Below are 23,186 nucleotides of genomic sequence, written 5' to 3' on the forward strand. Positions count from 1 at the left end.
TCCGCGCGGCGCGGCGCGCTCGCGGTGTCAGCGAGCCCGCCCGCAATCCGCGCCCGGCCGAACCCCGCCTCCCGCACTCGGAGACCTGGCAGGCCGCCGAGACGATCGTCCAGGTCGACCTCGCCGACTGGGACGCGGTCGCCGCCGCCAACGGCGGCACCACCAACGGCCTGCTGATCGGCGTCGCCGTCGGTCTGCTCGGGCGCAGTGGCCGCATCGCCGACGGTGCCGAGGTCCGCGTGGACATCCCGCACTCGATGCGGGTGGCCGACGATCCCCGGGCCAACGCCACCACCGGGCTGCCGATCAGCGTCACTTACCGGGCGGGTGAGCGCGCCGACCTGCCCGCGGTCCGCGCCGCGCTCAAGGCCGCGGGCCTGGCCTACCGCAATCCCGAGACCATCCCGCCGATCCAGCACCTGCAGCCGGTCCAGATGCTGCTGCCGAAGGTGGTGCTGCACAAGTTCGCGCGCACCGCCAAAGCGCCGGAATGCCTGTGCACGAACATGGGGCGCACCGCCCAGAACATCGCCGTCCTCGGCCCGCACCGGGCCCGCGACGTCATCATGCGACCGGTGGTCAACCCCGGCCCGGTGGAACTGTTCCGGCAGGTGGAAGTCGGCGTCAACCTGGCCTTCTCCTGCGACGACGACACGGTCACCCTGGTGGTCACCGGGGGCGATCCCGACCGCTTCCCGACCCGCGCGGCCCTGCAGGACCTGCTCGCCGCCGAGTTCGCCGACTGGGGCCTGACTCCGCGCTTCTGGTGAGCTGAGCGCCGCTGCCCGCGGCTATCGTGGAGCCGTGGGCATCATGGGCGAGCTGTTTCCGGGCAAGAAGCTGCAGAACGAGGGCAGCGGCGACAGCGACGGGCAGGATCACGATCCCCGGCTGGCCGTCGACCTGGACGCCGGTGTCATCCGGCTCTCCTCACCGATCGGCCGGGCCCCGGCCGAGGACGAGTAGCGCCCGCGCCGCACCCGTCGAATTCCGCTATCGGTGCGCGGAAGGATAGCGCCGCACGGCACGCCACCGCCGCGGCTCATCCCCTGAGCAGGTCGGCCGGTCGTCGCAACGCGCCGAAGAGCGGATCGTCGTAGACGGTGGGTTCGACGACCGGATCGGGCACCCGCAGCAGGTCGGCGGTGCTCACCTCGGCCCAGTCGTATCGCTGGTTCTCACACAGCAATTCGACCAGCGACACCGACGACACGGTGTCGTCGAGGCCGAAATCGGCGAAACCGTCCTCGGCGAGCACCGCGCGAATGTGCTCGACCGAGGTCGGCCGGGTCGCATACGCCAGGGCGAGGAAGGGCCGCAGCGGCTCACCGAACTCGGGGACCCGCTCCCGGATCCACACCTCGGTCAGCGCGCGGGTGAGGTCCTCGCGGACCTCGAGCAGATCGGCGGGCAGCTCGATCGGCAGACGGATCGAGTCGGCGGCAACCACGGGAGCGCCGAAGGTGAGCTGGAACGGGGCGCGCTCGGCGAGCGCGGCGCGCGAACCGGCGACCAGCGCCGCGAGATGCACTCCCTTGACCCCGTCGACGAAGCCGATGCCCTGGACCCCGATCCGCAGACGGCCGGCGTCGACGGGTTCGAAGCCGGGCAGCCTGGTCAGGGTCGGCGCGAAGATCTCCACCAGCTTGTCGGCGACGGGCTGGGTCGGCGTGACCTGCCAGTCGTAGAAGGACCGGCCCGGTGTCCATCCCGGCCGCCACCACCAGCGGCTGGCAACCGTCATCTCGCTCGCGCTCATCGACCCACCTCCCGATCTCGGCCGCTCGCCCCAGCGACTACCCGGTTGACCGGCACGTCTGTCCGCGAACAACAGATTCGGCCAGTTCACCCCGACGTACCGGACACGATCGGCAACCCGTCTGCGATGCCAGTTACCTGTCAGCGACGGTATTACCCGGCGAGGTCGACCCGCAACACGGCGAGACCGTTCCGTTGCACCTTCGATCCCGAGTCCACGCTGTGGACCGCCGTCTTTCGGCGCGCACTACACTGGCCCTCATGCCAGTTCGTCGGCTGATCACGCTGTGCGCGTTCGCCCTCCTGTTGCCCTTCGCCGCCACCGCCTGCACCATGACGGGGCCCGGCACCACCTCCGAATGCAATGTCGGCGGGTGCACGGTGACCTTCGAACGCGGCGTGAGCGCCAAGGCGTCGGTGCTCGGGATCGATGCCGAACTGGTCGCCGTGAACGGCGACATGGTGACGCTGAGCATCGGCGGTCAGCAGCTGACGGTGCCGGTCGGGCAGTCGCAGGCGGCCAACGGCATGGACGTCCGGGTCAGCGAGGTCACCCAGGACAAGGTCGTCGTCGTGCTGTCGACCGGTCTGAACCAGAACTGACGTGCGGCGAAAGCCGCTGCGCTACACCGGTTCCGCACTGCGGTAGCTGCGCGCGACCAGCGCCGACCGCAAGCGCCACAGCCCGTGGCTGCGGGTCGCGTCGCAGCCGGTCAGCCGGGCGATGCGCTTGAGCCGGAAATCGACGGTGTTGGGATGCACGTGCAGGGCCCGCGCGGTGCGCTGCCGGTTCACGTCGTGCGCGATGTGGCACTGCAGGGTGGCGAACAGTTCGGGGTGCTCGTCGAGCGGATCCAGCAGGGCCGCAAGGAAATCCCGCCCGGGGCCGGGCCTGGTCAGCTGGTATTCCAGCGCCAGGTCGGCGAAGTGGTGCAGCCGGCCGTCGACGCCGAGCCGCTGCACCATATCGAGCAGACTGTGCGTCCGGTCCGCCCAGGTCGGCAACGCGTCACTGGGGCAGTGCGCGACCGCCGCGGTGATCGGCACTCCCGCGGCATGGGTCAGCGCGGCGAAGAGCGGCTCGAGTTCGTCGGCGTCGACATCGCCGGGAATCAGCGCGGTGCCGCCGTCGCCGGTCAGCAGCGACAGCGCGGTGCCGGCGGACCAGCGGAACAATTCGGCGCGCATCTGTTCGAGCCTGCGCCTGGCCTGCGCGCGGTCGGGACGCACCCGGCCCGCGGACTCCGGATGGTCGGCAACGGCCAGCGCGAGGACCCAGTAGTGCGACGCGATCTCGACCCCGCAGCGCCGCGCCATGGTCGCGGTCGCGCTGCCGTCGAGCAGGGCCGCCGTGATCGCGTGCACCGCGCTGTGGTGTTCGCGCAGCACCGCGTAGCGCAGCACCGTCTCCAGAGAGACGCCCTGGCGCACCCACGCGGCGACGACGTCCTCGATCTCGGCGGCGCCCACCGTGTCCTCGGCCTCGGTGAACGCGGCGACCAGGCGTTGCACCCGGCCCGCGTCGTCTCCGTGCGCGGCGATCGGCATCGTCGTGCGCCACTCGCCGTCGGAGCCCGACGCCCGCGCGAGGACGGAATTCGACCTCGTCATGTACAGGCCTCCTCGATGTTCTGGTCCCGACCCGAGCACCACGCTACGGAGAAGGCGGTGCCGCCGATGTCCAACATTCTGGACACCGCCGACCGCTCAGCCGAGCACGTTCGGCTGGTCCAGGATCCAGCGCCAGCTACCGTCCGGCTGCCTGCGTGCAACCTCGACCGTGGCCCCGGTTCCGCCGGGCAGCCGCGACGAGGTGAGCGCGAGATCGCCCGCGCGTAATGCGGGCGCCTGCGCGCCGAGCTGAAACACCGGCCGATCCGCGATCAGGCGCGCGTAGGCGGCTCTGATCTCGGCGATGCCGGTCGCCACCACGCCGTCCGGCAGGGCGAGCACCGCCTCGGATTCATACAATTCGACCAGGCCGTCCACGTCACCGGCATTCAGCCGTTCGACCACCAGCCGGCTCAGATCCTCCGGACGCCGCGCTCGTTCGCGCACACCGTCGACACTGTCGGTCATCGTCACCCTCCTCGACATGGGCTGTGCGCCAACGGTAACGCCGGGGTCCGACAGAACCGGACGACCGTCTCAGTGCTCGTCGTGCAGGTCGACGGAGTAGCGGTACCAGTTCCCGTCGAACGGGATGTAGACGGGCTGGTAGGTGGCGGGGGCGTGGACCGGCGGCCGCGCACCGTCGGGAAAGTAGGCCAGGCCCCCGAGCGAGTCCCCGATCCGGAACAGGCAGCCGCCGTCGCTCGCGGCGACCGAGTGCACCCGGACGACACCGATCCAGCCTGCCCGGGTCTCGTCGCACCCCGCGCGGGCCACCTCCGTCACCGCCGATTCCGACAGCCACCACGCCACCCGATCCGGAATCCCGGCCACGGCGGCGCCGATGCCGACCGACACCACCAGCGGCGCGACCAGCACCGTGCCGTAGCGCCGGTAGCGCGCGCACCCGATCGGCGCGCACACCATCCACAGCACCCCGGCGACCAGCAGCGTGAGCCCGCCGCCGACCGTGACCAACAGGTCGAACTCGGTGGCGTCGTTCAGGACGAGGACGCCGATCGCTCCGGCCGCCAGCACGATCGACGTGCGCATCGCCAGCACCCAGCGCCGGGGCGCCGGCGCGGCCTCGGTGTCCACGGTCGTCATGGGCCCACCCTACAAACGCACCGGCCGGAAACGGCGAAACCCCTGAAGGCCCGGGGCTTTCAGGGGTTTCGCGCGCACAGATCACACCGTCACAGCGGCGGGAATCCCGCCGAGCCGGTCGCCATCCAGTTCCAGAATCCGGCGGCACGGTTGACCAGCAGGGCAATGACGTCGAGAGCAGTGCTTCCCATCAAGCTTCCTCACATTCGGATGAACGATTCGCTTGCCCACCATAGCAACTCGTGACCGCCGATCACGAGGCGATCTCGAAGCACTGGAGCATTACCAGCCGGACCGCGCGCGCATTCGTTTCGCCGACAACGCGATCGCCGTTTCAGCAGGTGAGGGCGTCGACGGAGCGAAATCGGCGCGGGCAGCGAGTTCCGCGCATACCGGGTGCGCCGGCCGATCAATTTCCGGCCGGGCCGCAATTTCCGCGGGTGGCGGGCCACGAATTCTCGCCGTCGACATATTCGCCGCACGTGGCGCGGCGCGCACCGACGCCGCGCCACGGCGGCGCCGGAGGGCGAACCTCCTCGCGGCCGTGGCGAACCGCGAATACAGTACACAGGGAGCAAACCTTTCCGACGTGAGACCGGTAGCGCCCGACGAACACGGTGAGGACAGATGGACGGCACCACCCACGAGCTGTTGCACAGGCCCCTGTTCTCCCGGGTCCCCCTCGATCAGCGCAATGCGGCCAGTCGCATCAGCGCCTATATCTACGGCAACGTGCTGATCCTCGCCGCTTTGATCCCGGTCGCGCCGTCCACCGAGGACGTCGGCATCCTGGTCGTCCTCGGGACCGCGGTGTCGACGTTCATCGCGCATTCGTTCGCCGAGAGCGTCGGGCAATCGGTGCGGCAGGGCATGGCGATGCCCGCCGCGCAACGCTGGGCGAACCTGCGCGATTCGCTGCCCATCCTCACCTCGGCGGTGCTGCCGTGCGCGATTCTCGCGGCCGCGGCCTTCGGGTGGCTGCAACCACGCACCGCGCAGATCCTGGCGGAGGTCGCGATGCTGGTACGCATCGCGGGCATCGTGTTCGTCATCCGGCGGCTGCAAGGCCGGCGCCCCGACCGATCGGCACTGACCGGAGCGGTCGTGCTGGGCTGCGTCGCCACCACCGTGGTGGCGGTCAAAGTCATCCTGACCCACTGATCGCGAGGAGGACCGGATGTCGGCGACACCGGTGAAGTCCAGTTCGCTCGTCCTGCTCGTGCTGGCGGCGGGCCAGTTCCTGATGACCCTCGACAGTTCGGTGATGAACGTGTCGATGGCCACCGTCGCCCAAGACCTCGACACCACGATCACCGGCATCCAGACCGCCATCACGCTCTACACCCTGGTCATGGCCTCGCTGATGATCACCGGCGGCAAAGTGGGCGCCATCGTCGGCAGACGCCGGGTGTTCGGGATCGGCCTGGTGATCTACGGCATCGGCTCGTTCGTCACCGGCCTGGCGCCCAATCTGGCCGTCCTGCTGCTGGGCTGGTCGCTGCTGGAAGGCATCGGCGCGGCCCTGATCATGCCCGCGATCGTCTCCCTGGTCGCGGGTAACTTCGCACCCGATCGACGACCGGCGGCCTACGGGATGGTGGCGGCGGCGGGTGCGATCGCGGTCGCCGTCGGCCCGCTGCTCGGTGGCGCGGTGACGACATTCGCGTCGTGGCGCTACGTCTTCTTCGGCGAGGTGGTCATCGTGGTGGCGATCCTGCTGGTGCTGCGCCGCGTCGAGGACGCGCCCGCCGAGCGGGTCCGCCTCGACCTGATCGGCTCGGCGCTGTCGGTCGTCGGGCTCGGCGCGATCGTGTTCGGCGTGCTGCGGTCGAGCGAATGGGGCTGGGTGCGGCCGGAATCCGGCGCCCCGGCACTGTTCGGATTGTCGGCGGTGATCTGGCTGTTGCTGGGCGGCTTGTTCACCCTGTACCTGTTTCTGCGCTGGCAGGCGTATCTGGTGGACCACGACCGGGATCCGCTCGTCGATCCGGCGCTGCTGCGGAACCGTCAGCTCGTGGGCGGGTCGAGCATGTTCTTCGCGCAGTTCGCCGTGCAGGCCGGGGCGTTCTTCACGGTGCCGCTGTTCCTGTCGGTGGTGCTCGAGCTCAGCGCGGTCGAGACCGGAGTGCGTATTCTGCCGCTGTCGGTCGCGCTGGTGCTGACCGCGGTGGGCATCCCCAAGTTCCGTCCCCATGCCAACCCGCGCCGGGTGGTCCGGCTGGGCCTGGGCGTGATCATCGTCGGGGTACTGATGCTCACGGCGGGCATGGATCCCGGCGCCAACGCGGCGGTGGTGTCGATCCCGATGTTGCTGATGGGGCTGGGTCTGGGCGCGCTGGCCTCGCAGCTCGGTGCGGTCACGGTCTCGGCCGTGCCCGATTCACGCACCTCCGAGGTCGGCGGGATCCAGAACACCGCGACCCAGCTCGGCGCCTCGCTGGGGACCGCGCTGATCGGGTCGGTCCTGATCGCCACGCTGACGTCCTCGGTGGTCGCCGGAATCGAGCAGAACCCGGACGTGCCGGTCGCCGTGCAACAGCAGGCCACCACCGATCTGGCTTCAGGGGTGCCGTTCCTGTCGGACCAGCAGCTCTCCGACGCCCTCGACGAGGCCGGGGTCGACGCCACCACCGCCGCCGCCGTGCAGTCGGTCAACGCCGACGCCCGCCTCGAGGCCCTGCAGGTCGCGTTCGCGGTGACCGCGCTGATCGCGGTCCTGGCGCTGTTCGGCACCGGCCTGCTGCCCCGTCGGTCCGCCTCGGGAATCACCCGTTCCGGGTGAGGTCGGCGCCGGGCCCGGCTGGTTGGCTGGAACAGGCCGACCGCAGGGTCCCGAGGCGAGGAGCGCTCGTGAACGCGCACCCCCCATCTACCGACTGATTCTGTGCCTGCCCGATTCCTTGTTCGGAGGATGCTATTTCGGTAAAATCAGAACGTTCTTCGACCGAATATCACCCGCTCGCCGACCTCGTCACCGGACTGTCGGCAGAATTGTCGGCGATCCTGTTCGCGACGGGCTGGCGTCCCTCCGCACAGCGAGGAGTCGAGCATGACCAGCAATACCTCAGCGCATCGCGCACCACCCGAAGCAGAACCCTTTCAGCGACAAGCCGTCGCGGAAGGAATATCCATCACGGCCGCGTGCATGCTTCTCATCCTGGCGGCGGTCTCGATCCTGCAGGGCATTTCCGCGCTGCTGGAAGACGAAATATATGTGGCCGGAATCGACTACGTGTACGAGTTCGATACGACCACCTGGGGCTGGGTCCACGTGGTCCTCGGAGCGCTGGCGCTGATCGTCGGCGTCGGCCTGGTCCTGGGCGCCACCTGGGGCCGGTACAGCGCGCTCGGTGTCGCCGGACTGGTGATCGTCGCCAACTTCCTTTCCCTGCCCTACTACCCGGCCTGGTCGTTCATCATCATCGCCCTCAGCGTGGTGATCATCTGGGCGATCGCCACCTGGAAACCACAGCCCTGAGTCCGCCCGTGCGACGGACGACATCCCGGCCCGCGCCACGGCGGGCCGGGCGATGACCACCGACTCCGGACGGCGGATCCGGACCTGGTCGGCCCGGGCCGCCTTCGTGTTCGCGGCCCTGACGGCGGTGATCCCGGTGCTGTTCGCCGGGGTCGTGGGGACCCTCGGTGTGCTGATCATCGGCACCGGGGGCGTGGTCGTCACGATGGCCGCGCTGTACTGGTTCCTGACCAGGTACGGAGTGCTGCGCTGGGTATCGCTGGCGATCGCGGTGCTCTCGCCGATCTTCGTCGTCGTGGTGTTCGTGCGCGCCCGGCTGCTGTGGGTGGTGTTGCTCGCCGTCGCGGCAGCCCTGCTGGCGGTGGTTTGCGCGCGCATCGCGCTGCGCGCCGGAACACCACCCGCCACCGCGCCGGGCCGGTCGGCCCCGCGCGCCCAGCACCCGTTCCTGATCATGAATCCACGGTCCGGCGGCGGGAAGGTCGAGAAGTTCGACCTGCGTCGCCGCGCCGAGGAACTGGGTGCGGAAGTAGCGATGCTCGAGGGCCACGTCGATGTCGAGGCGCTGGCCAGACAGGCCGTCGCGCGGGGCGCGGATCTGCTCGGGGTGGCGGGCGGTGACGGAACCCAGGCCCTGGTGGCAGGCGTCGCGGCCGAGCACGATCTGCCGTTCCTGGTGATCAGCGCGGGGACCCGCAATCACTTCGCGATGGACCTCGGCCTGGATCGCGACGATCCCGCCGCCGGGCTCGACGCGCTCCGCGACGGCGTGGAACTACGCGTGGACCTGGGCCGCATCAACGGACTGCCGTTCGTCAACAACGCCTCGTTCGGCGTCTACGCCGAGATCGTGCGCAGTCCCGCCTACCGCGACGACAAGACCGCGACGGTCCTGCGTCTGCTGCCCGACCTGCTCGCCGGCCACACCGGCCACCAGCTCGTCGCCCGAATCGACGGCACCACGGTCGTCGGACCGCAGGCGATCCTGGTGAGCAACAACCCCTACGGCACCAGCGATCTCGCCGGCCTGAACCGCCGCGACCGCCTCGATCGCGGCATGCTCGGTGCGGTCACCGTCTCGGTCGCCAACACTCGCGACGCGGTCGGCCTGCTCCGCCGCACCCGCAGCCGCGGGCTCACCCAGCACACCACCGCGCGGGTCGACGTCGACACCGACGCCCCGCAGCTCCCGGTCGGCGTCGACGGTGAGTCCCGCCGGCTCGACACGCCGGTGCACTGCGTCATCGAACCGGGCGCGCTGCGCGTGTGGGTGCCGCGCGAGCGGCCGGGAACACCGCCCGCACGGCCCACGATCGATTGGCTCCGGCTGCGCGAGTTGGCCATTCGCGGCGACGTCGCGGCATCGCGCTGAGCACAGCCCACCGATTCCGGCATTTCACTCACTGCCACACCACACCGGATGAACGGCCGGGAAACAGCACCGGACAACGGGCCACCCGAGCTGTGATGACGCCGACACCGCGCACCGACCACGGCTGAACAAAAGTGTCGACGGACACCGGTGTGCACCAATATTTCCATCCGAAATATTCTGTGCGACAGCCGCAATCCACCGAACCCCCATCACCAACCGCTGGCAGAAGAGTTTTGTTCAGCAAAACCGTGATCGCCGTCACAGGCATGAATTCCATCGCTACGGCTATACCATCAGATCCGCCGAGGCTTCCCGGGAATTACCGCCGTCGAAGTTCCAGAGCATCAGTGGTGACACATCGACGTGCCCCTTTTCGAATCCGTCTTCCGCCGTTCCGGCATGTATTCGTCACGAGGTGAACCGGTCATGGAATACACCCACCTGTCCGAATTCGAGATCCGCCCCGGCACGTTGTCGCTCTGGACACCGGAACTGCCCGCGAACGCCTGGCACCCCGACGACCGTCCGCTGACCAGCGTGCACGCCGGCTACTGCGCGAGCGTCGACCCCGCCGATCCGCGACCGGGCCGTGGCCGCTGGATCGGCACCGTCTTCGAGATGGACGCCCGGCTCGAGCGCGCCGCCTGGGCCGAGACGCTGCGCCGCTGGCATGCCCGGCACGAGGGGCTGCGTACCACGGTGCGCGCCGACGCCGCGGGCGAACCCGGCAGGCTCCTCGCGCCCGCTACCGCGGTCGGCATCGTCGAACAGCAGGTCGACGGCCTCACCGACGGGCCGAGTATCAACGAATTCCTCTGCAGCGCAATGGAACTGCGGCTGTCCCCACTGGTCTGGCCGCATCTGCTGGCCGCGACCGTCGAGCATGCCGCGACCGCGGACTTCACCGTGCTGGTGGGCGCCGATCACTCGGTGATGGACGCCTACTCCCAGGCCATCCTCATCCTGGAGCTGCGCACCCTCTACCGCGAGGTGCTGGCGGGCGAGCAGGCCCGCGAATCGGCCACGTTCGGCAGTCCCGCCGACTTCGCGGTGGTCGAGCGGGCGGCCGCCGCCGACCTCGACGCCGAATCGCCCGCGGTGGCGACCTGGCGGGAGTTCCTCGCCGGCGGCGACGGCACCATGCCACAGTTCGCCCCGCACACGCACCGGCCTGTGGCCGCCGGCCTCGCGCAGCCGAGTGTGTCGCGGCGGGTGCTCGAGCTCGACCAGCTCGAACAGGTCGAGGCGGTTCTCGACCAGGTGCGGCACCGGATGTCGGTGGCGGTGTTCGCCGCACTGGCCGTGGCCCACCAGCGCCGGTTCGGCACGGAACGTCTGCGCACGGTGATGCCGATCGCAACCCGGCCCGATCTGCGCTGGCTGGAAGCGATGGGCTGGTTCGTCAATGTCGTCCCGGTCGATATCCGGGTGGAGCCCGGCGCGGGGATGGCCGCGGCGATGGAGAACACGCGCACCGCGTTGCGCCGCTCACGGACGGCGAACGACGCGTCCTGGTCGCGCGTGCTGGACATCCTCGGCGTGCGCGAGACGCCCCGGTTCGGTGTGTCCTTCCTCGACATCCGGGTGCTGCCCGGCTACGAGCTAGTCGCCGACCTGCGCGGACGGACCCTGCGGGCGGAGTCGTACTCCACCGACGAGGTGTTCCTGTGGGTCGTGCGGGCCGCCGACGGCCTCTACGTGTCCACCCGGTATCCCGCGGGGCTGCCCGCCGAGGTGATGGACGATTTCCTCACCGCCTTCGGCGCGGCGCTGACGGAGGTCACCGCGGCGGTCCACCTCGACGCACCCGCGCCCGTCGCGGCGCCGGTCGTCGCGCGGGCGGTATGAGACGATGCGGGCCCTGTTGGCTTTCACCGGCAGCCGCGGCGATGCCCAGCCCGGCATCCTTCTGGCGCGCGCTCTGATCGCCCGGGGACATGAGGTGACCCTCGCGCTGGCCCCCAACCTCGTCGGGTTCGCGACCGAACACGGCGTCCCCGCGGTCCCCTTCGGGTGTGACAGCGCCGTGCTGCTGCACGCCCAGCGCACCGACCGCCGATTCAAGGCCCGCAATCCGTGGTCACGACTGCGCGCCGTGCTCGACCTACAGCGTCGCGGTGTGCCGGATATGGTCGCCGACCTGCGCGAGCTGGTGCCCGGCCATGATGCGGTCGTGGCCGGGATGGCGGGCGAGGAGGCCGCCGCCGCGGTGGCGCACGAGGCGGGGCTGCCGTTCGCGGCGATGCACTTCTTCCCGATCCAGGCCAATGCCGTCGTCCCGGTGGTTCCGGCGCGCTGGGCGCAGCGACTTCCGGGTGTCGTGCACCGCTGGGGGTGGTCGGCGCTCGCCTTCGCCAGGGCTGCCGCGCTTTCCCCAGTGCTGCCCACGGGCGAACCGCCGACCAGGGTGCGTATCCAGGCGTACGACCCCACGCTGTTCCCCGGTCTGCGCGACGAACTGCCCGGGCCGTTCACCGGCTTTCCGGTCGACGTCGACGGTGTCCGCACCACGCCGAGGGATTCCGATCGTCACCGGCGCCCGCGCGGCGCTCATCCCGAGGCCGGGCCGCTCGGTCCCCGGGACGACGTGCGGTGCGGCGCCTCGACGGATCCGGCGCTGCCGTCGAGCGCGACCGCCACGGCTTCCGCCGGTTTCCGCTCCCGCACCGATGCCCAGGCAGCGGTTCGCCGGTGGCTGGCGGCCGGTTCCGCACCCGTCTACGTGGGCTTCGGCTCGATGGATGTCGGGGATCCCGTCGAGTTCGTCGCCATGCTGCGTGAGGTCTGCGCGCGTCGCGGGCGCCGCCTGTTGCTGGCCTCGGGCTGGGCCGCGATCACCCCCGGCATCGATGCCGACGTGGCCGTCGTCGACCAGGTCGACCACACCGAGGTGCTGCCGCACTGTGTGGCGGTGGTGCACCACGGCGGCGCGGGAACCACCGCGGCCGCGTTGAGAGCCGGTGTGCCGCAGGTGATCTGCTCGGTCCAGGCCGACCAGCCCTACTGGGGACGAGCGCTGCAACGACGCGGCCTGGCGGCGACCACCCCGGCGCGCACGCTCACCGGCGCGCGGCTCGACTCGCTGCTCGACCGGATCTCGACCCCCGAGGTCCGCCGCCGGGCCGCCGACTACGCCGCCGCCTTCACCACCGACGGTGTCGAGCGTGCCGCCGACATCGTCGCGGCGCTGGTCCCGGTCGCGCCCGAACTCATCGACGCCCCAGGGAGACTCCCATGAACCCCGATATCGCCATCCGGATCACCGGACTCGGCAAGTCCTACGGCGACTTCACCGCCGTGGGCGCGGTCGACCTCACCGTCGCGGCGGGCACCGTCTTCGCCCTGCTCGGCCCCAACGGCGCGGGCAAGACCACCACCGTGCGCATGCTCGCGACCCTGGTGCGGCCCGATCGCGGCAGCGCCGAGATCTTCGGCTACGACATCGTGCGCGAGGCCACCGCGGTGCGCTCGATGATCGGGCTCACCGGCCAATACGCCTCCGTCGACGAAACCCTCACCGCGGGTGAGAATCTGCGCCTGTTCGGCCGCCTGCTCGGGCTCTCCCGGCGCGCGGCCGCCGCCCGCAGCACCGAACTGCTCGCGGAGTTCGAGCTGAGCGCGGTCACCGATCGCCCGGTCGGCCAGTTCTCCGGCGGCATGCGGCGGCGCCTGGATCTGGCCGCGACGCTGATCACCGATCCCCCGCTGATCTTCCTCGACGAACCCACCACCGGCCTGGACCCGCACACCCGCGACCGCATGTGGGGCATCATCCGCAAGCTCGTCGCCCGCGGCGCGACCGTGCTGCTCACCACCCAGTACCTCGAGGAAGCCGACGCACTGGCCGACCGGATCGCGGTGATCGACCGCGGCGCCATCGTCGCCGAGGGCACCGCCGCCGAGCTCAAGTCCTCCATCGGCGAACAGGTGCTGCGTCTGGAACTCGCCGATGTGGCCCAGTCCGGGCACGCCGAAGCCATTGTCGCCGACCTCACCGGCGAGGTGCCGGAGGGCTCCTCGGCCGGGGTCCTGACCGTCGCGCTCGCCGACGCGGGCACCGCCGCCGACATCGTCGCCGCCTGCCGGGCCGCGGGCATCGCACTGCGCGGCTTCGCCGTCGACCGACCCGACCTGAACGAGGTCTTCCTCGCTCTCACCGGCACGGCCCGCGCCGCCGCCTGATCACGGAAGTCGAGACCATCATGACCGTCACCACCGCCGAGATCGCCGTCGAGACCACCGCTCCCACGACGATCGCTCGCCGCCCCCGCGTCACGCACGTGAGCCTGCGCGCCGCGCTGTTCCAGTCCCTGCTGATGGCCTGGCGCGGGCTGCTCACCTTCCGGCACAGCCCACAGCTGCTCTACGACGCCCTCCTGCTGCCCATCGTCGGGCCGCTGCTGTTCGGCAGCATCTTCGGCACCGCCATCGCCGGCAGCATGACGGCCTACCTGCCGATCCTGATCCCGGGCGTACTGGTGCAGATCGTGCTGACGTCGTCGGTCGCGACCGGGGTGCAGCTGTCCGAGGACATCCGCTCAGGGGTCTTCGACCGGTTCGTCGCCATGCCGATCGCGCGGTCGGCCCCGGTCGCCGGCGCGCTGCTGGCCGGGGCAACCCGCTATGTGATCGCTGCGACCACGGTGGTGATCGTCGGGTTCGCCATGGGCTACCGACCGGCGCATCCGATCGGCTTCGTCGCCGGCGCGGTGCTGGTCGTGCTGGCGACCACCGCGATCAGCTGGCTGTTCGCGTTCATCGGGGTCACCGTGTCGCGGCCCGCCGCCGTGCAGGGCATGTCGATGCTGGTGCTGACCTTCCTGAGTTTCGCCTCGAACGCGCTGGTGCCCGAGGAGTCCATGCCCACCTGGCTCGGCTACGTCTCCGACTACAACCCCGTGTCGTATCTGGTGTCGGCGGTCCGCGCGCTCGCCGAGAACGGCGCGATCGGCGCCGATGCCTGCTGGTCGATGGTCGCCTCGCTCGTCGTCGTCGCCGTCTTCGCGCCCCTGACCGTCCGCACCCTGCGTGCCCGCTGAGAGGAGCCACCATGACGCTCACCGCTCCCGCGATCACTCCCGTGGCCGCCGTCAATCGGCTCACCGCCGACGACGACCTGTTCCTCAAACTGCACAGCCTCTACGGCAACGCGCTGGTGAATCAACTCGCCTGGCGGTTCGACGAGCCGCTGAGCCGCGACCTGCTCGACCGCTTCCACGCCCAGCTCGCCCACGGCTTCCTGGCCCGCCGAGTCCAGGGCACCCGGGTGCCCTTCGCCCGCCCGTACTGGGTGCCCGCCACCGCCTCGATCCCGCTGGGGTGGGACACGGTGCCGGTCGCCGAGGACGAGGTGCTGGACTGGTACTTCGCCCAGAGCCGAGTGGATTTCGACCCCGGCACCGGTCTGGTGTGGCGATTGTCGGCCGCGCCGACCACCACGGGCGGGACCCTGGTGTCGCTGGTGACCTCACATGTGGCCTCCGACGGCGGCGCGGTGCTGTTCGCCGTCGGCGATGCGCTGGCCCGTCTGGCGGAGGAACCCGACCGGACCGTGAGTTCCGGGGCGCTGGTCGGCCGGGCGCCGCGAAACGCGCTCGGCGCGAACGTCTCCGATGCGCTGCATCAGCTGCGAGCGGTGGCGAAGGGCATCCGGGCCGCGATCGCGGCCCGGGCTGTCACCGAGCCCGACCGCACGCCCCGGCCCGCGCAACCCCTGCTGCCGCTGCCGCGGCGATGGTCCCCCGCCGACGTCGTCGTGCAGCTGTCGCTGGACCAGTGGAACTCCGTCGCCGCAACACATTCCGGCACGACCAACGGGCTGCTGATCGCCCTCGGCGCGGGCCTGCTCGGGCGCAGCGGACGTGTCGGCGACGCCGCCGACATCCGCGTCGACATCCCCCATTCGATGCGCACCGCCGACGACCCGCGCGCCAATGCCACCACCGGCCTGCCGATCTCGGTCCGCTACCGCACCACCGACCGCGTCGACCTCGCCGCGGTCCGCACGGCGGTCAAACAGGCGGCGACCGCCTACCGCGACCCGGCGACCACCCCGGCCCTGCAACACCTGCAACCCCTCCAGATGATCCTGCCGCGTTTCGTCCTGCGCCATTTCGCCCGGACCGCCACCGCACCGGAATGCCTGTGCACCAACCTCGGCGACACCGCCCAGAGCGTCGCCGATTTCGCGGGCCGCCACGCCGCGGCCGTCCTCATGCGCCCGGTCGTGTGCACCAACGACCCCGCCATGTTCCGCCGCGTGGAAGTCGGCGTGAACCTCTCCTTCTGCACCGACGGCCACACCGTCACCCTCGCCGTCACCGGCGCCGACCCGGACCGCTTCCCCACCCGCGCCACCCTCCGCACCCTCCTCACCACCGAATTCGACTTCTGGGGACTCACCCCGCACTACTGGTGAGGGTCCCAGTCGTGTCACCGATCGTTGTCCCAGAGGTGATTTCCGCAATTGTGCCCTCGCACAGGTCGAAGTCGACGTCATCGACCGGCTGCGTTGCGAGCGATTCGCTCGACGCGCAGCACGCTTCATTCGCGAGTAGCTACTTCTGAACAGCGGAAACCAGAGCACCGAGGCGGTGCGATACGCCAACTGGCCCGCCCCCGACAGATTGTTGCCCTTCCGGCGCCACCATCGCTAGCCTCGATTCTGTTGTCTTCGATGGGGGGTCGCGTCTCACGTGAGATCGATACGCCCAGGAACACCAGCAGCCGTGACATGGAATCGTTCGGTCGCGACCTGATAGAGTCCGGATTCGCAACGAGCGACTCGATCATCGGGTGTGACTCAGCAGAGATCGCACAGGTCTATTCTCTTGCGCCCGAAGGCTTCCCGATCCCCGATGAGTATCACGCATTTCTCGCGCAGATGGGAAAGCAGGCCGGCACACTCTTCCGGGGAACCGACCTGTTCTTTCCGCGAATGCTGGATGCCCGAGAGGCCGCCGAAGACATCTCCGGCGAGGGACCGACACTGGAGAACCACTACTTCTTCGGCCACCATCAAGGCTATAAGGTCTACTTCTTCAGATCGTCGTCTCCAAGGTTCATGTCCAGTGACGGCAGTGGCCCCGCGCCGGATCTCTCCGGCGCGGGGCCACAAGCGAAAAGCACTGCTATGAGCTACTTCTCATGCACTCGGCAGCACTACTTCTGCGCAGCCTTGAACTCGCGGCGGCGGNAAGCACTGCTATGAGCTACTTCTCATGCACTCGGCAGCACTACTTCTGCGCAGCCTTGAACTCGCGGCGGCGGCGGTGCAGGATCGGCTCGGTGTAGCCGTTGGGCTGCTTGGTGCCCTCGAGCACCAGTTCCTTGGCGGCCTGGAACGCGATCGAGGCGTCGAAGTCCGGCGCCATCGGGCGGTAGGCCTTGTCGCCGGCGTTCTGGCGGTCGACGACCGGCGCCATGCGCTCGAGGCTGGCGATCACGTCGGCCTCGGTGACGATGCCGTGGCGCAGCCAGTTGGCGACCAGCTGGCTCGAGATGCGCAGGGTGGCACGGTCTTCCATCAGGCCGATGTCGTTGATGTCGGGCACCTTCGAGCAGCCGACACCGTGATCGATCCAGCGGACGACGTAGCCCAGGATGCCCTGGGAGTTGTTGTCCAGCTCCTGACGCTTCTCCTCGTCGGACCAGTCGGTGGACTGGGCCAGCGGGATCTCCAGGATCTGGTCGACGGTGGCACGCGGGCCGCCCTTGGCGATCTCGGACTGCCGCTTGAACACGTCCACCTGGTGGTAGTGGGTGGCGTGCAGGGTGGCGGCGGTCGGCGAGGGGACCCACGCGGTGTTGGCGCCGGCCTTGGGGTGGCCGATCTTCTGCTCGAGCATGCCCGCCATCAGGTCGGGCATGGCCCACATGCCCTTGCCGATCTGCGCCTTGCCGGGCAGACCCTTGGCCAGACCGGTGTCGACGTTCCAGTCCTCGTAGGAGGTGATCCAGGTCTGGGTCTTCATCTCGGCCTTGCGGACCATCGGCCCGGCCTCCATGGAGGTGTGGATCTCGTCGCCGGTGCGGTCCAGGAAGCCGGTGTTGATGAACACCACGCGCTCCTTGGCGGCCTCGATCGACGCGGCGAGGTTGACCGTGGTGCGGCGCTCCTCGTCCATGATCCCGACCTTGAGGGTGTTGCGGGTCAGGCCGAGGACGTCCTCGATCCGGCCGAACAGCTCGTTGGTGAACGCGGCCTCGTCGGGGCCGTGCATCTTCGGCTTCACGATGTAGACCGAGCCGGTGCGGGTGTTGGCCAGCTGGGCGGAGCCGTTGAGCGAGTGCACGGCGATCAGCGAGGTGATCAGGCCGTCCATGATGCCCTCGGGCACCTCGTTGCCCTGCGCGTCGATGATCGCGTCGGAGGTCATCAGGTGACCCACGTTGCGCACGAACAGCAGCGAACGGCCGTGCAGCACCAGCTCGGAACCGTCGAGCGCGGTGAACACGCGGTCGGGGTTCATGGTGCGGGTGAAGGTCTTGCCGTTCTTGGTGACCTCTTCGGCCAGGTCGCCCTTCATCAGGCCGAGCCAGTTGCGGTAACAGACGACCTTGTCGTCGGCGTCGACCGCGGCGACCGAGTCCTCGAAGTCCATGATCGTGGTGAGCGCGGACTCGAGCACGATGTCCTTGACACCGGCGGTGTCGGTCGAGCCGATCGGCGAGTTCGCGTCGATCTGGATCTCGATGTGCAGGCCGTTGTGCTTGAGCAGCACCGAGGTCGGGGCCTCGGGGTCGCCCAGGTAGCCGACGAGCTGCGACGGATCGGCCAGGCCGATGTCGGTGCCGTCTTCCAGGCCGACCTCGAGCTCGCCGTCGACGATCTTGTAGTACGACGAACCGATGTGCGAGCCGGTGATCAGGGTGACGGCGTCGTCGAGGAAGTTGCGGCCCCACTCGATGACCTTGTCGCCGCGCACGCGGTTGTAGCCGGTGCCCTTCTCGGCGCCGCTGGCCTCGGAGATGGCGTCGGTGCCGTAGAGCGCGTCGTAGAGCGAGCCCCACCGCGCGTTGGCGGCGTTGATCGCGAAGCGCGCGTTCATCACCGGCACCACGAGCTGCGGGCCCGCGGTGGTGGCGATCTCGGCGTCGACGTTGCCGGTGCCGATCTGGAACGGGGCGGGCTCGGGACGCAGGTAACCGATCTCGGTCAGGAACTGCTTGTAGGCGCCCTTGTCGTAGCCGGCGCCGGGGCTCTCCTGGTGCCAGGCGTCGAGCTTGCCCTGGATCTCGTCGCGTTCGGCCAGCAGGGCGCGGTTGCGCGGGGCGAGGTCGTTGATGACCTGCTCGGCTCCGGCCCAGAACGCGGCGGAATCTACGCCGGTACCGGGGAGCGCCTCGTTCTCGATGAAATCGTGGAGAACGCTGGCCACCTGGAGCCCGCCGACCTGAATCCGCTCTGTCATCTACTGCCTCACTTTTGAGAAAGCCGGGTGGGAAAAGTCGATGTCATGTTACCCGTGGGTAGTGGTGACACCTCGTGTGGGTGGAAACGTCGTGGAACCGCCGTCCATTCCGCCACGCCGAGACGCCGGGGTCGGCGCGTGGGCGTGGCGGCACACCCCTTGATTGTAGGCACCCGGAGAATTAATGTACTGACCGGAACATTTCTCGGCGGCTCGCCCAGGTCGCCGGGTGGAGCGGAGGCACGATGAGCGTCGCGCGAGCAGGCGAACCCGTCGCTCCGGTCCGTCGCCGCGGCCGCCCGCCGGCCGCCGATCGCGGCGCGGCCGACACCCGTGATCGCATCCGCGCCGCCGCGCTGGAGCTGTTCGCCGAGCGCGGCTTCCACGGCACCGGCGTCGCCGAGATCGGCGCCAGAGCCGACGTCCAGCGCGGCGCGCTGTACTACCACATCGGCTCCAAGGAGGAGCTGCTGTGGGAGATCCTCGCCGACTACACCCGCCTGCTGCTCGCCGACGCCGAGCGCCTCGCCGAGGCGAGCACCGACCCGGTCGCGACGCTGCGCCTGCTCATCCGCAGTCATGTGGAGCTGATCGTCACCCATCGCCGCGCGGTCGCCGTGCACCTGCGCGACGCCGACGCCCTGACCGGCGACCGCGCGATCGAGTTGCAGCGGCTGCGCGACCGCCTCCAGCATCGCTGGCAGGACGTCATCGACGCCGGCTACGCCGCGGGGCAGCTACGCACCGCCGATCACGTCGTCACCAACGGCCTGCTCGGCATGCTGAACTCGCTCGGGTTCTGGTACCGCGAACGCGGGGCGCACTCCCCCGCCGAGATCGCCGACATCCTCACCGACACCGTCCTGTCCGGGCTCAGCACCACGGACACCGAACCGAAAGGCTGACCATGGCTTGGGATTTCGAGACCGATCCGGAGTACCAGCGCAAGCTCGACTGGGTCGCGGAGTTCGTCCGCACCGAGGTCGAGCCCCTGGATCTGATCTACCCCAACCCCTATGACCGGACCGATCCGGAGATCCGCGCGCTCATGCGGCCGCTGCAGCAGCGGGTGAAGGATCAGGGACTGTGGGCCTGCCACCTCGGCCCCGAATTGGGCGGTCCCGGCTACGGTCAGCTCGAGCTCGCGCTGCTCAACGAGGTGCTCGGCACGTCGATGTGGGCGCCGCTCGTCTTCGGTTGTCAGGCACCGGATTCCGGCAACGCCGAGATCCTGGCACACTTCGGCACCGCGGAGCAGAAGCAGAAGTACCTGCAGCCGTTGCTCGACGGCGAGATCGGCTCCTGTTACGTGATGACCGAGCCCACCGGCGGCTCGGATCCGACGGCGTTTCGCACCACCGCGGTCCGCGACGGGGACGAGTGGGTCATCAACGGCGAGAAGTGGTTCAACTCCTGCGCCGAGTTCGCCACCTTCCACATCGTGATGGTGGTGACCGATCCGGACGCCGAACCGCATCTGCGGCTGTCGATGTTCATCGTCCCGGCCGATGCGCCCGGGCTCGAGCTGGTGCGCAATTTCACCGTGCCCGGCTTCAGCGAACACGAAGGGCACCTGCGGTTCACCGACGTCCGGGTGCCCGCCGATCACCTGCTGGGCGCGGAGGGCGCCGGTTTCGTCGTCGCGCAGACCCGCCTCGGCGGCGGCCGCGTGCACCACGCGATGCGCACGGTCGCGCTGGTCCGCAAGGCGTTCGACATGATGTGCGAGCGCGCGGTGTCGCGCCCGGCCCGCAAGGGCGTGCTCGGCGGCTTCCAGATGACCCAGGAGCGTATCGCCGACAGCTGGATCCAGATGGAGCAGTTCCGCCTGCTCGTACTGCGCACGGCCTGGCGCATCGACCAGGCCCAGGACTATCGCGCGGTCCGCAAGGACATCGCCGCCATCAAGGTGGCGATGCCGACGGTGATGAACGACATCGCCCGCCGCGCATTGCATCTGCACGGCGCGCTCGGCGTCAGCACCGATCTCCCGTTCCTCGACATGACCACCTACGCCGAGGTCATGGCCATCGCCGACGGGCCCACCGAGGTCCACAAGATCACCCTGGCCAAGGAGGTCCTGAAGCAGTACGCGCCCGCGGACCCGGTGTATCCCACCGGTTTCCGCCCGGTGCTGCGCGAGCAGGCCCGCGACCTGGTCGCGCGGCGGCTCGAACGCGAAGTCGGCAACCTCTGATCGGGAGGTCACCGCCGGGAATCCGGTGCCGGTGCCGGCTCAGTCCACGCGCCGCACGTCGGTGGTCTCGGCGGTGACCGGCACGCCCGAGAGACTGTGGGGCCGCAGTTCGGCGAGCGCCTCACCGTCTCGATCGACCAGGGTCGAATGCCGCGCACCGTCGGCGAAGGCGTGCCGTTCGCCCCACTGCCGCAGGGCGACGATGGTCGTGAACAGATCGCGCCCGGCGGCGGTGAGCTCGTAGACGTGCCGCTTGCCGCTCGGCGTGGCGCTGGTGGTGAGGATGCCGTCCTCGACGAGCCTGCGCAGCCGGTCGGCGAGGATATTGCGGGCGATCCCGAGCCGCTGCCGGAACTCGGTGAACGAGCCGGGTCCGTCCATGGCGTCGCGGACGATGAGCAGGCTCCAGCGATCGCCCACCAGGTCGACGGTGCGGGCGACCGGACACGTGGGATCGGTCCACGCGCGATCGACGCCGGACGTCGGTGTCATCCCCACCCCTTCCATCGGGTTGCATTTCGAAACCATTATTCCCTATCGTGATTTGGTTGCATTTTGCTACCGAATGGAGGGCTGATGGTCCCCGGAATCACGCGACCACAGCGGTCGCTGCTGGCCGCGGTGTGCGCCACGGCGGTGGCCACGATCTATGCGATACAGCCGGTGCTGGAGACGGCGGGCGCCGAACTGGGTTTGCCCGACGAGTCACTGGGCCTGCTGGTCGCCGCCGGACAGCTCGGCTATGTCGCCGGGCTGATCCTGTTGGTGCCGCTCGGCGACCTGATGGACCGACGCGGGCTCATCAGCGGTCTGCTCGTGCTCACCGCGGTGGGCGCCGCGATCACAGCCCTCGCACCGAACGGCCTGGTCGCGATGGTGGGGCTCGCCGTCGCCGGGGTGTTCGCGGTCGTGGTGCAGGTGACGGTCGCCTACGCGGCCGCGATGGCGGCCCCCGGTGCCCGCGGTCGCGTCATCGGCGCCGTCACCTCGGGAGTGGTGATCGGCATTCTCGGTGTCCGCGTCGTCGCGGGCGTCCTCGGGGACACGCTCGGGTGGCGGGTCGTCTTCGTCCTGCTGACCGGCTCGTGCGTGGCGCTCGCCGTCGTCACCCGGGCGGTTCTGCGCCCTGATGTCCGGATGCCCGGCGCACGCTACCTGCCGACCCTGCGGTCGACCGGTCGCCTGCTGGTCACCGATCGCCTGTTCCTGAGCCGTGGCATGATCGCCTTCTTCCTCTTCGCGTCCTTCGGCACGCTCTGGAGCGGCCTGGCCCTGCCGCTCGGCGCCGAACCGTGGTCCCTCGGGACCACCGCGATCGGGCTCTTCGGGGTGGCGGGTCTGGCCGGTGCCCTCGGCGCGAGCCGAGCGGGCAGGTGGGCCGACGCCGGTCGGGTAGGCACGGTCAGTGGGTGGTCGCTGGTGATCCTGGCCGGATCCTGGCTGCTCATCGCCCCGCTGGGGCCGACTCTGCTCCTGCTCGTGGCAGGCATCGTCGCGCTCGACTTCGCCGTGCAGGCGGTGCATGTCTCCAATCAGCACCTGCTGACCACCGCGCACCCCGACCGCACCGGCAGCGTCATCGGCGCCTATATGACCTTCTATTCCGCCGGGTCCGCCCTCGGCGCGGTCACCACCGCCTGGGCCTACAGCTCGTGGGGCTGGTGGGCCGCGTGCGCGTTCGGCGCCGGCTACGCCCTGTGCGGTCTCACCGTCTGGGGCCTGGCCCGGCTACGCGTCACCCCGGCCACGGAAATCGTTCCGGTCCAACCGGTTTCGTGCCCACAGACGTGATCCGGAGCGCCGCGCCGGCGATCAGCTCATCGGGGTGACCGGATGGACCGACAGATCGCACACCGACAGCGTCTCGGCGACCGGGACGGTCTCGGTGGTGTCGGGCACGGTGACCCGCAATCCGGTGTACGCCGGGCACGCAGTACCCGAGGCGTCGGTCGCGGTGCCCTCCACGACCGCCTCCGCACCGTGGTCCCGGGTGAGGATCACCGTCGGTGGCTCGTTCTGATGGGGCGGTAGGCCACCCAGGTAGCCACGCAGCGTGCGGGTGGCACCGACGGTCGCTGCGCCGATCGCGTCCACGCCCGGATAGCCGGTGAGCGAACAGGGCGCGCCGGCGCCGACCAGCCAGAACCGCAGGGTCAGCCCCTGATGGCCCGCGGCCGCGGTGACCGGTCCGCCGCCGACGAGCACCTGACCGTCGGCGCACGCGGGCGCGGTGTCGGGCACCGGGAC

At 69.9% G+C, this 23,186-nt stretch carries 22 protein-coding genes and 1 pseudogene; 15 read left to right on the forward strand and 8 right to left on the reverse strand.

Features of this window, described 5'->3' with window-relative positions; genetic code table 11:
- A pseudogene (locus V8688_RS23805) lies at positions 1-770 on the forward strand (hypothetical protein); the annotation flags it as partial.
- Positions 771-804: 34 nt separating this feature from the next.
- Positions 805-966, forward strand: coding sequence for a hypothetical protein (locus V8688_RS23810; RefSeq protein WP_316575411.1), 162 nt, complete (start codon positions 805-807; stop codon positions 964-966).
- A gap of 76 nt (positions 967-1,042) precedes the next feature.
- Here V8688_RS23810 and V8688_RS23815 read toward each other — a convergent pair whose 3' ends face one another.
- Positions 1,043-1,759 carry a hypothetical protein gene (locus V8688_RS23815; protein WP_342801721.1) on the reverse strand — a complete coding sequence of 239 codons (717 nt, stop codon included), beginning with the start codon at positions 1,757-1,759 and terminating at the stop codon, positions 1,043-1,045.
- A gap of 260 nt (positions 1,760-2,019) precedes the next feature.
- Between V8688_RS23815 and V8688_RS23820 the strand changes: the two genes are divergently transcribed.
- Positions 2,020-2,361, forward strand: a complete 342-nt coding sequence (locus V8688_RS23820) for a hypothetical protein (RefSeq protein WP_218719991.1) — start codon at positions 2,020-2,022, stop codon at positions 2,359-2,361.
- A 21-nt stretch (positions 2,362-2,382) separates the two neighbouring features.
- Here the strand turns inward: V8688_RS23820 and V8688_RS23825 are convergent, their stop codons facing one another.
- From V8688_RS23825 to V8688_RS23835, 3 genes are all read right to left on the reverse strand, one after another.
- Positions 2,383-3,369 carry a helix-turn-helix domain-containing protein gene (locus V8688_RS23825; protein WP_342801722.1) on the reverse strand — a complete coding sequence of 329 codons (987 nt, stop codon included), beginning with the start codon at positions 3,367-3,369 and terminating at the stop codon, positions 2,383-2,385.
- Positions 3,370-3,465: 96 nt separating this feature from the next.
- Positions 3,466-3,837 (reverse strand): nuclear transport factor 2 family protein, encoded by a 372-nt coding sequence (locus V8688_RS23830; protein WP_218719989.1) that lies wholly within the window; start codon positions 3,835-3,837, stop codon positions 3,466-3,468.
- 69 nt (positions 3,838-3,906) lie between these two features.
- Positions 3,907-4,476, reverse strand: coding sequence for a hypothetical protein (locus V8688_RS23835; RefSeq protein ID WP_342801723.1), 570 nt, complete (start codon positions 4,474-4,476; stop codon positions 3,907-3,909).
- 627 nt (positions 4,477-5,103) lie between these two features.
- Here V8688_RS23835 and V8688_RS23840 point away from each other — a divergent pair.
- The 4 genes from V8688_RS23840 (at position 5,104) to V8688_RS23855 (ending at position 9,326) form a co-directional block, all read left to right on the forward strand.
- On the forward strand, positions 5,104-5,637 hold the full coding sequence (locus tag V8688_RS23840; protein WP_218719987.1) for a hypothetical protein: 534 nt from the start codon (positions 5,104-5,106) through the stop codon (positions 5,635-5,637).
- 16 nt (positions 5,638-5,653) lie between these two features.
- The gene (locus V8688_RS23845; RefSeq protein WP_342801724.1) at positions 5,654-7,258 is read left to right on the forward strand and encodes an MFS transporter; all 1,605 of its coding nucleotides are present in this window, start codon (positions 5,654-5,656) and stop codon (positions 7,256-7,258) included.
- Between the two features lie 363 nt (positions 7,259-7,621).
- On the forward strand, positions 7,622-7,954 hold the full coding sequence (locus V8688_RS23850) for an acetyltransferase (protein ID WP_255588246.1): 333 nt from the start codon (positions 7,622-7,624) through the stop codon (positions 7,952-7,954).
- A 52-nt stretch (positions 7,955-8,006) separates the two neighbouring features.
- A complete protein-coding gene (locus tag V8688_RS23855; RefSeq protein ID WP_342801725.1) occupies positions 8,007-9,326 on the forward strand; it encodes a diacylglycerol kinase family protein in 1,320 nt (439 codons plus the stop codon).
- 28 nt (positions 9,327-9,354) lie between these two features.
- On the opposite strand, the gene V8688_RS23860 is transcribed toward V8688_RS23855, so the two are convergent.
- Entirely contained in the window at positions 9,355-9,606 is a 252-nt protein-coding gene (locus tag V8688_RS23860; RefSeq protein ID WP_342801726.1) for a hypothetical protein, read from the reverse strand.
- A 149-nt stretch (positions 9,607-9,755) separates the two neighbouring features.
- Between V8688_RS23860 and V8688_RS23865 the strand changes: the two genes are divergently transcribed.
- From V8688_RS23865 to V8688_RS23885, 5 genes are read left to right on the forward strand one after another with little or no spacing between them, the layout of a single operon-like run.
- Complete coding sequence (locus V8688_RS23865; protein ID WP_342801727.1) at positions 9,756-11,177, forward strand: condensation domain-containing protein; 1,422 nt, start codon at positions 9,756-9,758, stop codon at positions 11,175-11,177.
- Between the two features lie 4 nt (positions 11,178-11,181).
- Positions 11,182-12,567, forward strand: coding sequence for a nucleotide disphospho-sugar-binding domain-containing protein (locus V8688_RS23870; RefSeq protein ID WP_342801728.1), 1,386 nt, complete (start codon positions 11,182-11,184; stop codon positions 12,565-12,567).
- Entirely contained in the window at positions 12,564-13,511 is a 948-nt protein-coding gene (locus tag V8688_RS23875; RefSeq protein ID WP_218719980.1) for an ATP-binding cassette domain-containing protein, read from the forward strand. Before V8688_RS23870 ends, V8688_RS23875 begins: the two co-directional genes overlap by 4 nt.
- Positions 13,512-13,531: 20 nt before the next feature.
- Positions 13,532-14,368, forward strand: a complete 837-nt coding sequence (locus V8688_RS23880; protein ID WP_342801729.1) for an ABC transporter permease — start codon at positions 13,532-13,534, stop codon at positions 14,366-14,368.
- Positions 14,369-14,379: 11 nt separating this feature from the next.
- Positions 14,380-15,747, forward strand: a complete 1,368-nt coding sequence (locus tag V8688_RS23885; RefSeq protein ID WP_342801730.1) for a hypothetical protein — start codon at positions 14,380-14,382, stop codon at positions 15,745-15,747.
- A gap of 817 nt (positions 15,748-16,564) precedes the next feature.
- Here V8688_RS23885 and V8688_RS23890 read toward each other — a convergent pair.
- On the reverse strand, positions 16,565-18,742 hold the full coding sequence (locus tag V8688_RS23890) for a malate synthase G (protein WP_342801731.1): 2,178 nt from the start codon (positions 18,740-18,742) through the stop codon (positions 16,565-16,567).
- Positions 18,743-18,987: 245 nt separating this feature from the next.
- Between V8688_RS23890 and V8688_RS23895 the strand changes: the two genes are divergently transcribed.
- Together V8688_RS23895 and V8688_RS23900 are read left to right on the forward strand one after the other, a co-directional pair.
- Entirely contained in the window at positions 18,988-19,647 is a 660-nt protein-coding gene (locus tag V8688_RS23895) for a TetR/AcrR family transcriptional regulator (RefSeq protein WP_316574691.1), read from the forward strand.
- A gap of 2 nt (positions 19,648-19,649) precedes the next feature.
- Positions 19,650-20,939 carry an acyl-CoA dehydrogenase family protein gene (locus tag V8688_RS23900; RefSeq protein ID WP_342801732.1) on the forward strand — a complete coding sequence of 430 codons (1,290 nt, stop codon included), beginning with the start codon at positions 19,650-19,652 and terminating at the stop codon, positions 20,937-20,939.
- Positions 20,940-20,978: 39 nt separating this feature from the next.
- Here V8688_RS23900 and V8688_RS23905 read toward each other — a convergent pair whose 3' ends face one another.
- Positions 20,979-21,431, reverse strand: coding sequence for a helix-turn-helix domain-containing protein (locus tag V8688_RS23905; protein ID WP_316574689.1), 453 nt, complete (start codon positions 21,429-21,431; stop codon positions 20,979-20,981).
- Between the two features lie 84 nt (positions 21,432-21,515).
- On the opposite strand from V8688_RS23905, the gene V8688_RS23910 reads away from it, so the two are divergent.
- The gene (locus V8688_RS23910) at positions 21,516-22,730 is read left to right on the forward strand and encodes an MFS transporter (protein ID WP_342801733.1); all 1,215 of its coding nucleotides are present in this window, start codon (positions 21,516-21,518) and stop codon (positions 22,728-22,730) included.
- 21 nt (positions 22,731-22,751) lie between these two features.
- Here the strand turns inward: V8688_RS23910 and V8688_RS23915 are convergent.
- On the reverse strand, positions 22,752-23,186 hold a 435-nt coding region (locus V8688_RS23915), incomplete at its 5' end, for a DUF4232 domain-containing protein (protein ID WP_342801734.1).

The sequence above is a fragment of the Nocardia sp. No.11 genome, assembly GCF_038752175.1.
GTDB classification, from domain to species: domain Bacteria; phylum Actinomycetota; class Actinomycetes; order Mycobacteriales; family Mycobacteriaceae; genus Nocardia; species Nocardia canadensis.